The sequence below is a fragment of the Pantoea allii genome (genome assembly GCF_002307475.1).
GTDB lineage: Bacteria > Pseudomonadota > Gammaproteobacteria > Enterobacterales > Enterobacteriaceae > Pantoea > Pantoea allii.
Genome location: NZ_NTMH01000031.1, coordinates 141,402 through 153,569, shown reverse-complemented (window position 1 = coordinate 153,569; position 12,168 = coordinate 141,402). Strand labels below are relative to the sequence as shown.

Here is a 12,168-nt window from a genome sequence, read left to right as displayed (position 1 = left end):
AAAATCTTCAGGCTGAGTCAGTTAAGTATCAGGTAATGCGTTTTACGACAGCCGCATGATGTACACTGCTAGTGAACTTACCACGAGGAAAGCGATTATGAATGACAAGAAGATGATTTCCATCGATCAGTTCAGTGATGAAGAGCGACTTGCCGTTAACGAAGCCCTTCAAAATCTGATGGAAAAGCACCGTCAACGCACCGGCAAAGAGCCTGACAGCAAAAAAGAAAAAGAGCTTAACACTGAAGCCCGCCAGCAGGTGATGGCCGATAAACTGCTTAATGAAAAGTTAAAAGCAGAAAAAGAGAGCAAAAAACCGGTCAGGAAAAAGAAACCTTCATCAATGGCCGCGAGTGAAGTTAGCGACTTTAACTGGTCTGCTTCAGTCGCAAAAGGCCGCAGAAGATAACGACAGAATAATGATGCTGACGCCTGACGATATAATTCTGTTTATCGTTGGGCTTATGCCACTCTCACTAAACTGCCTGTACAAAATCAGGATCAAGCAGAGTAAAAACAATAATAAATAAAGCGGTAAAACGCTTAAAAATTTATGCGGTTTACATTTTTTATGGATAAACTGCGCTGAATATACCGTCAATTACGCTTGCGAATGACTTATTACTCCCCCGAAGATCATCATCTTAAGATGCGATCCACGCGATTTGTCCGTCGCATGTTCGCCATGCGCCAACTTGGCACGATTTTATGCGCTTTGCCGGTTGCATCCGTTTTGATGGAGCTGGGCAAAAAACCCGCCATTTTGGTCTTACTGATTAGTAACGTTATTATCTGGCCCTGCCTGGCATATTGTCTTGCCATTACATCACGTGATTCAACCGCCAGAGAGCGAACCAATTTAACGCTCGATGCCGCCTTCGGCGGTATTTGGGTAGCACTCATGGCCGTGAGCCCGATGCCATCCTTTGTCATTATGGCGGTACTGGTCTCCGACCGTTATGCCGCCGGAGGCTGGCCACAACTTCTCTCTGCACTGCAGGCGTTTCTGTTTGCCTTTATCATGGTATGGACAATAGAGGGCGCGCCGGTTTTGATGGAATTTAGCATCCGTTCGGCATGGCTTACGATACCGCTGGCCACGTTTTATCTGTTGGCGCTAAGCGTGGTATCCCATAATCTGACGTTTAATCTGCGCCAGAAGAACCGGGAGCTGGAAAGGATCGCCTTGATGGACCCCAGTTTGCAAATCCCTAACCGACGCCTGTTTGAACGGCGGCTTGAAAGTGAATTCCTGCGCACCCGGCGTGGAGACAGCAAGGCATACCTGATACTTATTGATGTCGACCATTTCAAGAACGTCAACGATACCTTTGGTCATGAAGCAGGGGATTTTCTATTGGCTGAAATTTCCGGGTTGCTGCGTGACAGCGTAGGCATGAAAGATATCCCGGCGCGCTTTGGTGGCGATGAACTGGGCGTGATCGTACGTGACTCAAATGACGTTAACATCGTCAGGCTGGCCGAAACCATTCAACGAAACATTGCGCAATTACGCTTGCCTGCTTCTGCAGAGTTCAGATGTTCAGTCAGCATTGGTATTGCCTGTGCGGCAAAAGCCAGCTCTATACATGAATGGCTGCGACGCGCTGATGAAGCCCTGTATGAGGTTAAGCGATCGGGGCGTAATGATCTGAAATTATGGCAGATCTGAGGTTATATGAAGCGGTGTAGCACGGGCGCTTTTTTACTGGTTTAACATCAGCATACCGATACTGTAATCAGCCAGAAATTAACGCCGCCTTATCTTAAGGCGGCTTTTGCTATCAGATTGCAGGATAGTCGCCAGTGCCTTCAGGCCAGGGCGTAAGCAAATCAAACCCTGTCTCAGTCACCGCCACCGTATGCTCCCACTGGGCTGAAAGCGATCGGTCTTTCGTGACCACAGTCCAGCCATCAGAGAGGACGCTGGTGCCGGCTTTGCCTGCGTTGATCATGGGCTCGATGGTGAAAATCATCCCTGCCTTCAACGGCATCCCTTCGCCAGGGGTACCATAATGAAGAACCTGTGGATCAGTATGATAAATCTCGCCCACGCCATGACCACAATATTCCCGCACCACCGAAAAGCCGGCGTTTTCAGCAAGGCGCTGAATGGCGGCACCAATATCACCCAGTGTCGCACCAGGCTTCACCGTTTTAATGCCCGCGACCAGGGACTGATAAGTAATATCGACCAGGCGTTGGGCGCGTACGGACGGTGTGCCAACAAAATACATTCGGCTCGTATCGCCATACCAGCCATCTTTAATAACGGCTACGTCGATATTCACAATATCGCCGTCTTTTAATTTTTTGGCAGCAGGGATACCGTGGCAAACCACATGATTCACAGAGGTGCAGGTTGTGCGCGTGTAACCGTGATAGCCGATGTTGGCTGGCGTAACCTTAAGTTCATTCACGATAAAATCGTGACAGATATCGTCCAGTTGTTCAGTCGTGATTCCCGGGCGCACATGCGGGGTAATCATTGCCAGTACCTGGGCTGCAGCATGTCCGGCAGCGCGTGCTTTTTCAATTTCTTCTGCGGAATGGATCTTAACGGTCCCCATTACACTTCTCCTTGTGAGGTTAAATCGGCGTTATGTAGCACCTGGCGAATATCCGCGCCGCCGTTCATTTCGATACGGATCAACGTTTGAGCCAGCTCATGTTGTGTCAGTTGAGGATACAGCTCGGCCAACATACCGAGTTTTAACCAGTGCTCAGCCTGAGCGTTGATCGAGCGGCTCATCGCCTGGCTGGCGAGGCGCAGGTTTTCATGCATCAGATCGGATATTTTGACAATGCCCATGCGAAGCCTATATGGAATATATACGTTTTGTATACAGGCTACGCGTTATGAAGGGAGAGTTAAAGAAAAAAATCACAGCGGGTCCGAACGTTTCAGTAACATTCATCCGCCAGCGCACCTGTGTCAGGCCCGTTTTCCAGATTGCGATTTTTAAGCCCTCTGGCAGATCCTGAACCATACTCTACATCTGAAAATCGGCAACAGAGACGCTGAGTGCATTATGTCGGCGGTACAAAGGTTATCCGTGAAGGCTAAATTTTTTATCACCGCTGGCCATACTGTCTGATTCGGCCAGGTCAGTGCTGGATAACGGTAACCGTCTTTTCAGCAATGGGCCGACTCCTGAGAATCCGCCTTCACTCGGCACATCAGTTAAAAAAGAAGCGGTTCAGATTAGTCAGGATGATTACGATAGGTGAGATGTTTAAAGGCAGATGATGATATTTTAATGACGGGCACGAAGGTGCCTGAACCGCATAAAACGGCATGATGAAACGGTCACGCTTATCCACTTCTTACTTCGTAATTACCGGGAACAACGTTATGAGAGCATTCTTCATCACAGGCCTGATGTTCGCGTTAACAGCATGCTCTAACTCAGTGGGACATAATTTTGATACAGCCACCGTTCAGAATATCAGGCCAGGTCAGACAACACGTGCGGAACTGATCGCGATGTTTGGCCCGCCTGATACGGAAACACCTTACCCCAATGGGCAGCAGTTACTGATGTGGAAATACAGCAAAGCCAGAGTGCTGGATACCTCTGCAGGTGAAACACTCACAGTGCAGACAAAAAATGGCAGAGTGTTTAACTACACATTTAGTAAAAGTTGACGTCCTTTTAGGGAGATATCAAGTCTTCTGACAGAAGCATGAATTTTTACTTTGTTCGAACGATTGCGGATTCACATATTGATTTACGCTATGCCTCTTAATTCAGGAGGGATGTGATGAAAAAACATTTCATTTTTACCTCATGCCTTATGGTGATGAGTTTACTGTGGGCCGAGAGTTCTGTCGCAAAGGCTCTCCGGCAGACGGATGACCAAATTCGTCAGCTGATTATTGAGGATTCAATCGCGTCCTATCCCGGTGTTTGCGCGTGCCCGTTTAATTCAGCGCGCAACGGTAGCAGTTGTGGCAAGCGTAGCGCATGGAGCAAGCCGGGCGGCTATTCTCCCCTCTGTTATAAAAAAGACGTGTCCCGGGAAATGGTGGAGGAGTGGCGTAAAAGTCATGGTGCCTGATGGCGTCCTGGATTATCGGTTCGCTTTGTTGTTTAAACGACATTTACCGTTGAGCATTGCTGTTCAGGTCAAACAGAGCGCAAGATCTTTTCTGACCTCGCCAGCGTCTCCACAGTTTGGCACTCAGCGTCATAACTGAGAATGCAAAACCGCATTTAAGAACAGATCATCATAAAACGCGGTGATGATGACGTCTGCGCATCTAACAGGCGTGGTATGTGCGTATGTGTTCAGTATTTAACGGGCATTTTTTCGTTTCCTTCTATCTTGTCAGCGTTGATCCGCTGTTGCCATTCAGGGCTTATATCAGCAGCGCAAAATATCCCATGCATTTTTATCAGAATCCGCGTAGCGGCATCATTGTGACTCCAGACTTAATAGGTCTGGAGTCACAATCATCTGAAGAGTAGAATCCGCGTTTCAGCTTTATCATCAGGGAAGGGCAGTGACAGAAATCCGCACAAAAACCGTTTCGCCCCATGTCGGGCATCACGTCATGGCGTGGCTTAATCAGGTCAGAAGTGCTTCGTTACCTGAGGTAGATAACTTTGGTGATGAAGGCACAGTTGAGCAGGTCATGAAAGTGTGGGTAAAACTGTCATTACTTGTGACGCGTCGTCGTCCCGAAATTGCGGTGTCCTCCCTGCTCAGACATGTATTGCCCAATATCGGTGCGCTGCCGTTAAAAGATCTGACGCGGCTGCGGCTAAATCGTTTGTATAACATACTGATTTCAGAGGGTAAAAAAGAAGAGGCGCGCCGGGTCTTTGCTCTAACGAAACAGTTTTTATCCTGGGCTGAAATGCAGGGTTATCTTGAACATTCTCCCGTTGCGTCAATGAAGAAACGCGATATTGCCGGTCGCGCTGCGCCGCCGCGAAGCCGGCAGTTGTCGGATGCGGAGATCTGGGTGTTCTGGCATGGTCTGGACAACTGGGCGCTTTCTGAGCAGGCACGGTGGGCACTGCGCCTTTGCCTTGTCAGTGCGCGACGTCCTGATGAAATCGTCCAGGCACGCAAGTCAGAATTCAATTTGCAGTCAGGGCTCTGGAAACAGGGAACGCGTAATAAGTCTCATCGCGAACATACTTTGCCCGTCTCGGCATTAATGCGACTCTGCATCGAATCATTACTCAATGCCAGCGATCCCGCTTCGCCCTGGCTGGTGCCGGCACCGCGCGATGTGATGCAGCCGCTGTCTAAAGGCGCGTTAAATCAGGCTTTGCGCCGTATGCTGCGCGCACCGCGTGGGTTGGGGCTGGAACACTTTACGCCACGAGATTTACGTCGAACGGCACGTTCGAAATTATCTGCGCTGGATACGCCCAACGACGTGGCAAGAAAAATTATGAATCATGCGTTAGAAGGGATAGACCGGGTTTACGATACTCACGACTATCTTGTGCAAATGCGGGCTGCGCTGGACAACTATTCGGCATCGTTAGAATTAATTATAAACAGTGATGATTACCATTGTTTACGTCATCGTTTTGAGGGCGAACCGCTAAAATTAGACGGCTCATCTGTTATGACTATGAGCCCGTAAAGCATGATTGATACGGTTTCCAATAAAAAGCGGTGTTGTTATCAACACCGCTTTTTTTATCAGATCAGGAAGTCATCAAGAGAACCGCCTGCATCCAGCGCCTTTTTAATTGGCGATGGTGTACGACCCTGACCTGTCCATGATTTAGTTTCACCGTTTTCATCGGTATATTGGTATTTAGCCGGACGTGGTGCACGTTTAGCTTTTGTTTTCGTTTCTGTTGGCAAATCCACCAGCTCAGAAATATCAATGCCGTCATTCATCAGCATTTCTTTATACTTAGCCAGCTTGTCTGCTTTTTCACGCTGCAGGGCTTGCTCGGCTTCTTCTTCTTCACGACGTTCAGCGACAACGACAGAAAGCTTTTCGAGCATCTCATTTAACACATCAAGCTCAATTTCCCGGGCTTGTGCGCGTAAAATACGAAGGTTATTTAATGCTTTGAGCGCATCCATTGATTAATCCTTAAATTACAGCGAATATTTAAACAGGGTCATTCTACGAAAAATATTCCAGGAAGGAAATATCTCTTCAGTCTGAAATGTACAAATTTGTTACTGTTAGGATTATTACCACTTCTTTGGGGCGCAAGCAGACATAACGTATTAAAAAAACATTGATGTTATAAACCCTATTTAGGCAGCACAGCCATGCTCAGGAGTGAGCATCTTCTGCGCAAGACGTATTATAAACTTTATTTATAAATAGAAAAATCAATTAAATCATAACCTAAAGCTATCTTGCCTCTGCCAGTAGTAGTGCAGATCCCTTAAGATAACGGGTTTCATCGGCGCCGCAGAAAAATGATAACGTATAGTGAATAATATCTGCCATTTAATAGAAAAACATTCGCATCGTCAGAATGCACCAAAATGCCTGTCGCTGACAGCGACATTTGTCATAAGTAAACCCTGATATTCATGTTGGAATCTGCTTCAAATTGGCTTAGCCCATTGGCTCTTTTATCGCGGCTTTTTTTTGAACGAGGTATAAACGTCTCATCCAGCCGGAACCCAATATCAATACATTTTTTGTGCCTAACAGAGGCGTCAAACGTGACATACATGACGTCTTATGCTGGCCTGACAGTTAATCACACTGTATCACAGCCATAAGTATGGCGAGCTAAATCATAAGCGAAGCGCCAATAAGGTTAAGACAGAATAAAAATTCAATCACTAATAACCGCTTTAGATAACGTTATACCTATATCGCAGCGGAAACCCGATGGGATTTTTCCTGGCATTTACCCAGGCATTCTCCGGGGGACTGAAATCAAAACAGGAGTGGAACCCGGCAATCATTTTATTCATAAGATGACATCACTCGCCGTACAATAAATTACCAGCCTTTTAAAAACGCCTGTGTTGTTGTGGCCTTTGTCTGGTGACCCTACACCTCATCTTTCAGCAAAACTTCCGCGTTATCAATGCCGTACTCCTTTCAGCTTTTCTGGAATCATTACTTATAAATATTAACAATAACTTGCAATGATAATCTAAATGCGTATATTTCTCATTTGCTTTTGTGTTTGATGGCTTTTGACTTATTCATAATGCTCAGGCTGTGCGGCAGTTTTTGGGGACTGATTCGCTGCAGTGGCAAATAAAAAACGAAAACGAGGCGTTTACAATGCTTTTGAGTACACTTCATGTTCAACGGGATCGCCTGCAGTCGATTTTCCCTCTGGTTCCCTCTCGCTATTCACTTTTGACGACGTTAATTACTGGGATCGTGTCACACAACGTGTTTGCAACGACAGCGCCTGTTTCGGCAGTGAATAACCAAACACTCATCGTCACGGCTGCTGAACCCCCTGTCGTCGAAAACACAGCGTCGGATTACAGCGTTCCGGTAACCCGGGCGGGCAATAAATTGCTTTCGACGGTACGTGATATCCCCCAATCCGTCAGCATTATCAGTGAGCAGCGGATGAAGGACCAACAGCTCCAGTCACTGAATGACGTTCTGGATAATACGACAGCCATTCAGACCAGCACCGCGGATATGGATCGCAAGACCTATTATTCTCGCGGGTTTTTAATCGATAATTATCTGATTGACGGTATTCCCACCGTATTTGAAGAGCGCTGGAATCTGGGCGATGCACAAACCGATAGCGCACTGTACGAACATATTGAAGTGGTCAGGGGCGCAAACGGGTTATTGACCGGGGCAGGCAATCCTTCAGCGGCCGTTAATATGGTGCGTAAACATGCTGACAGCCGTCAGCCAGAGGGAGAGGTGTCTTCCAGTTTCGGCAGCAGGAATAAGCAGCGTTACGTCATGGACGTACAGTCACCGCTGACAGCGTCAGGCAATGTGCGGGGCAGAGTGATTGCGGGTTACCAGGACAATAACAGTTTTGTTGAGCGGTATGGCGCGGAAAAGAAATTTATCTATGGCGTGATCGATGCGGACCTGAATAATACCACCACCGTTTCTGCGGGCTATGAATTTCAGCAACTCAATACTGACAGCCCAATGTGGGGCGGACTGCCTCGCTGGTATACCGATGGTACAAAAACTGATTACCGTCGCGGCTTTAATACCGCGCCTGACTGGACTTATAACGATAAAGAGAGCAGAAAGCTCTTTGCCCGGCTGAAACACACCTTTGACAGCGGCTGGCAATGGACATTAAACGGAACGCACGACCAGTCCACGCTTAACAGTAAAATGATGTATATCGCTGGCTATTTCGACAAAAATACCGGCGCAGGCGTTTCGCCTTATGCGGATTATCCTGTCGTAGGCGGCACGGGATATAATTCGGCAAAACGTAAAGTCGATGCCGTCGACACCTTTGCCAGTGGCCCTTATCAACTCTTCGGACGTAACCACGAATTAATGCTGGGTGTCAGCTACAGCAGGCAGAAAAACACCTATTACGGTACCTTTGCCAATATCTCTTCAGCGGAATTAGGTGACTTCAATCTCTTTGATGGTCAGTTCCCGGAAACGGACTGGGAGCCACGCACGCTATCCCAACAGGATATTACCCGCCAAACTTCAGGTTACCTTGCGACACGTATTTCAGTCGCCGATCCGCTAAATCTGATACTGGGCGCGCGTTATACCCGTTGGAGCAAAAACACCCTGACCAATGATATGGAAAAAAAAATATCACGCCTTATGCCGGTTTGATTTATGACATTGATGAGAACTGGTCAACGTACGCCAGCTACACCTCTGTGTTTCAACCACAATCCTATCGTGATATCTCAGGCGCCTATCTGGCACCGGTTATGGGTAAAAATTACGAAGCGGGCGTCAAATCTGACTGGTTCGACAGCCGTTTAACGACGTCGTTATCGGTGTTTCGTGCCGAGCTGGATAATGTCGCGCAAACAACGGGACGTATTATTCCGGGCACCACTGAGTCAGCTTATGAAGGTAAAAATGGCACGGTCAGCCGCGGGGTCGAGTTTGAAATTAATGGCGCAATAACCGATAACTGGCAAATGACATTGGGTGGCACCCGTTATATTGCAGAACAGCGAGAGGGCACGGCGTTAAAGCCCGATCTGCCACGAACGCAGTTGAGCGTCTTTACAAGCTACCGTTTATCCATGCTGCCTGACCTGACGGTAGGCGGCGGTGTGAAATGGCAAACCCATGTCTGGAGTGATAACTCCGCACCAGAAGGCAAGGGGACATGGCGTGCAGAGCAGGGGAGTTATGCCTTAGTGAATGTGTTCAGCCGCTATCAGGTCACTAAAAATTTTGCTGTCCAGGGCAACATCAATAACCTTTTTGATAAAACCTATGACACCAACGTTGCGGGAGACATCGTTTACGGCGAACCCCGTAACGTGTCTGTTACCGCCAGCTATCGCTTCTGAACAGTCTACAGTCTCTTCAATACGCGCCTCATGCGAGGCGCTTTCAGCAATCAGTGTTTTGCTCGCCTCTGCCAACTGCAAATCCATGATCCATCACGTTTTGATGCAATCTTCACGTCAGAAAGCCCCGGATTTGCGCTACACTGACCAGCGTTAACCCTGTGTTCTGCCGCTATCATGGTGCTGTTTGAGGCAAACTAATTAACCTGGAAGAAGTATGAAAATCAGATTCCTTTCGGCCAATGAACAAAAACTGGCAGAGGTTCGCGGAATACTGGAGCCAGTGGGCGTAGAAGTATTACCGATCGCACGTCGCATAGAAGAAATTCAAACGGAGAACGAGCTGGATTTAGTCCGCGATAAGCTGACCAAAGCTTTTTCTATTATAGGACGTCCTCTTTTCGTAGAGCATACCGGGCTTTATCTGGATGGTCTGAATGGCCTGCCAGCCGGTCTGACGCGTATTTTCTGGAACCGACTGGATGCCGACCGTTTTGCCTCCCTGGTTAACGGGCTGGACAGCCAGGGTGTCACGGCCAAAACGGTACTTGGCTATTGTGATGGGCGCAAAATGTATCAGTTTTACGGTGAATTGCGTGGGACGATAGCGCCAAAGCCTGCGGGTCCCCGGGGATTTCAGTGGGATTGCGTCTTTATCCCCGAAGGTTACGACCAAACCTTTGCTGAGATGGGCGACAAGAAAAACGAAATTTCAAACCGTCGCATTGCGCTGGACCGCTTCGCGTCCTTCCTGAAAACCGCACGAGGCGTGGCATGAAACCTGAACTAAAACGGGCTTATGATTCCGGTAAGCTGATACTGTTTGCCGGTGCGGGCCTTTCCCGCAATCTCGGCCTGCCGGAATGGCATGAACTCATCGCCCATCTGGCTAACGAGCTGGGTTACGATCCCAAGATTTTTAATACCTATGGGACGCATCTCTCTCTGGCGGAGTACTACAAGCAGAAAAAAGGATCGCTTGGCCCGTTAAGAAGTTGGATGGACCGCGAATGGCATCGGCCGGATATCGATGTCCGTAGCTCTGAAATTCATACCATGATTACTCAGGGCAATTTCTCCCGTATTTATACCACCAACTATGACCGGTGGTTAGAGGCTGCGCACGAGGCGCACGGCGTACCCTATTTTAAAGTGGCTAACGCGGCTGACTTGGTCTCATTAACGGAAGATAAGCGCCATATCATCAAACTTCATGGTGATTTCGACGACGATACCTCCATTGTTTTAGATGAAAGTAGCTATTTTGAGCGCCTCTACTTTGATTCGCCACTGGATATCAAGCTGACGCATGATGTGATGGGCAATTCCGTATTATTTGTGGGTTACAGCATCAGTGATTTTAATATTCGTCTGTTGTTTTATCGCCTGACGAAAATGTGGGGACGCACTGGGCTGGCCACCGCACGCCCTAAGTCCTACCTCTTTACTAATCGCAATAACCCGGTGGCAAAAGAGGTCTTGGGTCAGTGGGGCATCGAAATGATCGTGTCAGAAGAGGACGATCCCCGCAAAGCCCTGGCTGACTTTATGGAAGAGCTACTGGCTTGATAACCGAGACCAGTTCAACCGGTGCGCGGTAAAAACGGCGGACGACCTCCGTCTTAGCGGTTGTGTTTATTCTTCTCTGGAAAACGCGGACTACTGTGATAGACTGTATAAATACACAGTACCTGAGGGCAAAAACTATGGCTGTCGAAACAAAATTTGTAGTGGTCAGAAAAGGTGAAGAGAAGATGACATTTGCCAATAAAAAAGAGGCTGATGCCTACGACAAGATGCTGGATATGGCGGAAGCCTTCACCGACTGGCTGCTGACGCATCAGGCTGATATGGACGAATCGCAGGCTGAATCATTAGGCTTGTTGCTGGCAGAACAAAAAGAGGCGGTGCAACATATCCTTCGCACCAGTAAGTTACCCGAGTCCGTAACGGTCGACAGCGCAACGGATGTTGCGGATGCTGATTCTCCTGCTCAAAACGACAAAAAGGTGCGTGCCGTTAAAGCCGCCTGATCCTTTACGCTGGAAGTCAGCTTCCAGCGTACCGCTTTACGTCTCTCGCGTTCTGATATCATTCGTAACTCACTTCCGCAAAAATGTTTTGTATGTCAGTCATTAGCGTATCAAGTGCGTCACGGCAAAAGCATAGTGATGAAGATATCTGGCAATGCACGTCAGGCAAAGCGCATAGCCATGAAACCTGCCTGGTTTGTTAAGCATGGTGAATTTCCGGTTCAGGTATGTCCTGTCAAAGGGGTGACATAAACTGACATATTATTCCTGATGCGGTATTGTTTCACATCAATACTATCGATATTAGTAATGGATTGATGCGCATTTCCCGTCAGTAACTCAGGTTAAATCTGTGCGATCGCCTCGCGTGGTAGGCTGGGAGATGACTAAAAAAGTGACGCTGTCACTGCTGTCGTTTCGTGCCTGGTGACGGGCTCCCGGCGGAATTTCAATCCCCTGCTGAGCCTGCAGGCAATGTACAACGCCCTCAATTTCCATCGTCAGCTGGCCCTCAAGGATAAAAAAGAACTGACGGGCGCGGCTGTGAACGTGCCGTGTTTCAGAGGTGGCGGGCGGCATATGCTCATAAATAATGCTCAGATCCTGGCTTTTCACAAAATGCCAGCCATCACAGTTATTTCCCCACACATAATGTTCCGCGTTGTCTTTTGAAATCATACTT

11 protein-coding genes and 1 pseudogene are annotated in these 12,168 nt (G+C 48.1%); 8 read left to right on the top strand and 4 right to left on the bottom strand.

The window, feature by feature from the left end:
• Nucleotides 1-97 precede the first annotated feature (97 nt).
• Both CMR03_RS11745 and CMR03_RS11740 read left to right on the top strand, forming a co-directional pair.
• Nucleotides 98-409, top strand: a complete 312-nt coding sequence (locus tag CMR03_RS11745; RefSeq protein ID WP_096011639.1) for a hypothetical protein — start codon at nucleotides 98-100, stop codon at nucleotides 407-409.
• Between the two features lie 204 nt (nucleotides 410-613).
• Complete coding sequence (locus CMR03_RS11740) at nucleotides 614-1,672, top strand: diguanylate cyclase (protein ID WP_096011638.1); 1,059 nt, start codon at nucleotides 614-616, stop codon at nucleotides 1,670-1,672.
• Nucleotides 1,673-1,784: 112 nt separating this feature from the next.
• Here CMR03_RS11740 and map read toward each other — a convergent pair whose 3' ends face one another.
• Nucleotides 1,785-2,570, bottom strand: coding sequence for a type I methionyl aminopeptidase (gene map, locus CMR03_RS11735; protein ID WP_096011637.1), 786 nt, complete (start codon nucleotides 2,568-2,570; stop codon nucleotides 1,785-1,787).
• Nucleotides 2,570-2,812, bottom strand: coding sequence for a ParD-like family protein (locus CMR03_RS11730; protein WP_096011636.1), 243 nt, complete (start codon nucleotides 2,810-2,812; stop codon nucleotides 2,570-2,572). The genes map and CMR03_RS11730 overlap by 1 nt, the downstream gene beginning before the upstream one ends.
• Before the next feature lie 953 nt (nucleotides 2,813-3,765).
• Between CMR03_RS11730 and CMR03_RS11720 the strand changes: the two genes are divergently transcribed.
• Both CMR03_RS11720 and CMR03_RS11710 read left to right on the top strand, forming a co-directional pair.
• Nucleotides 3,766-4,062: a hypothetical protein gene (locus CMR03_RS11720; RefSeq protein WP_063876958.1), complete on the top strand. Its 297-nt coding sequence runs from the start codon at nucleotides 3,766-3,768 to the stop codon at nucleotides 4,060-4,062.
• Nucleotides 4,063-4,558: 496 nt separating this feature from the next.
• Nucleotides 4,559-5,608, top strand: coding sequence for a tyrosine-type recombinase/integrase (locus CMR03_RS11710; protein ID WP_208625022.1), 1,050 nt, complete (start codon nucleotides 4,559-4,561; stop codon nucleotides 5,606-5,608).
• A 59-nt stretch (nucleotides 5,609-5,667) separates the two neighbouring features.
• On the opposite strand, the gene CMR03_RS11705 is transcribed toward CMR03_RS11710, so the two are convergent.
• Complete coding sequence (locus CMR03_RS11705) at nucleotides 5,668-6,063, bottom strand: H-NS family histone-like protein (RefSeq protein ID WP_063876956.1); 396 nt, start codon at nucleotides 6,061-6,063, stop codon at nucleotides 5,668-5,670.
• 1,177 nt (nucleotides 6,064-7,240) lie between these two features.
• On the opposite strand from CMR03_RS11705, the pseudogene fhuE reads away from it, so the two are divergent.
• The 4 genes and pseudogenes from fhuE to CMR03_RS11685 all read left to right on the top strand — a co-directional run bounded on the left by fhuE (nucleotide 7,241) and on the right by CMR03_RS11685 (nucleotide 11,486).
• Nucleotides 7,241-9,453, top strand: a pseudogene (gene fhuE, locus CMR03_RS11700) (ferric-rhodotorulic acid/ferric-coprogen receptor FhuE).
• A 217-nt stretch (nucleotides 9,454-9,670) separates the two neighbouring features.
• Complete coding sequence (locus tag CMR03_RS11695; RefSeq protein ID WP_063876954.1) at nucleotides 9,671-10,231, top strand: non-canonical purine NTP pyrophosphatase; 561 nt, start codon at nucleotides 9,671-9,673, stop codon at nucleotides 10,229-10,231.
• Complete coding sequence (locus CMR03_RS11690; RefSeq protein WP_063876953.1) at nucleotides 10,228-11,022, top strand: SIR2 family protein; 795 nt, start codon at nucleotides 10,228-10,230, stop codon at nucleotides 11,020-11,022. The genes CMR03_RS11695 and CMR03_RS11690 overlap by 4 nt, the downstream gene beginning before the upstream one ends.
• A gap of 137 nt (nucleotides 11,023-11,159) precedes the next feature.
• On the top strand, nucleotides 11,160-11,486 hold the full coding sequence (locus tag CMR03_RS11685; protein WP_063876952.1) for a YebG family protein: 327 nt from the start codon (nucleotides 11,160-11,162) through the stop codon (nucleotides 11,484-11,486).
• Nucleotides 11,487-11,825: 339 nt separating this feature from the next.
• On the opposite strand, the gene CMR03_RS11680 is transcribed toward CMR03_RS11685, so the two are convergent.
• A complete protein-coding gene (locus CMR03_RS11680) occupies nucleotides 11,826-12,164 on the bottom strand; it encodes a cupin domain-containing protein (RefSeq protein WP_096011632.1) in 339 nt (112 codons plus the stop codon).
• Between the last annotated feature and the right edge of the window lie 4 nt (nucleotides 12,165-12,168).

What these genes read in the sequence shown, in the direction of transcription:
- CMR03_RS11690 (WP_063876953.1), top strand. Translation starts at nt 10,228, where the DNA reads ATGAAACCTGAACTAAAACGGGCTTATGATTCCGGTAAGCTGATACTG.
- CMR03_RS11695 (WP_063876954.1), top strand. Translation starts at nt 9,671, where the DNA reads ATGAAAATCAGATTCCTTTCGGCCAATGAACAAAAACTGGCAGAGGTT.
- CMR03_RS11720 (WP_063876958.1), top strand. Translation starts at nt 3,766, where the DNA reads ATGAAAAAACATTTCATTTTTACCTCATGCCTTATGGTGATGAGTTTA.
- CMR03_RS11740 (WP_096011638.1), top strand. Translation starts at nt 614, where the DNA reads ATGACTTATTACTCCCCCGAAGATCATCATCTTAAGATGCGATCCACG.
- CMR03_RS11730 (WP_096011636.1), bottom strand. Translation starts at nt 2,812, where the DNA reads ATGGGCATTGTCAAAATATCCGATCTGATGCATGAAAACCTGCGCCTC.
- CMR03_RS11710 (WP_208625022.1), top strand. Translation starts at nt 4,559, where the DNA reads ATGGCGTGGCTTAATCAGGTCAGAAGTGCTTCGTTACCTGAGGTAGAT.
- CMR03_RS11745 (WP_096011639.1), top strand. Translation starts at nt 98, where the DNA reads ATGAATGACAAGAAGATGATTTCCATCGATCAGTTCAGTGATGAAGAG.
- CMR03_RS11680 (WP_096011632.1), bottom strand. Translation starts at nt 12,164, where the DNA reads ATGATTTCAAAAGACAACGCGGAACATTATGTGTGGGGAAATAACTGT.
- CMR03_RS11705 (WP_063876956.1), bottom strand. Translation starts at nt 6,063, where the DNA reads ATGGATGCGCTCAAAGCATTAAATAACCTTCGTATTTTACGCGCACAA.
- map (WP_096011637.1), bottom strand. Translation starts at nt 2,570, where the DNA reads ATGGGGACCGTTAAGATCCATTCCGCAGAAGAAATTGAAAAAGCACGC.
- CMR03_RS11685 (WP_063876952.1), top strand. Translation starts at nt 11,160, where the DNA reads ATGGCTGTCGAAACAAAATTTGTAGTGGTCAGAAAAGGTGAAGAGAAG.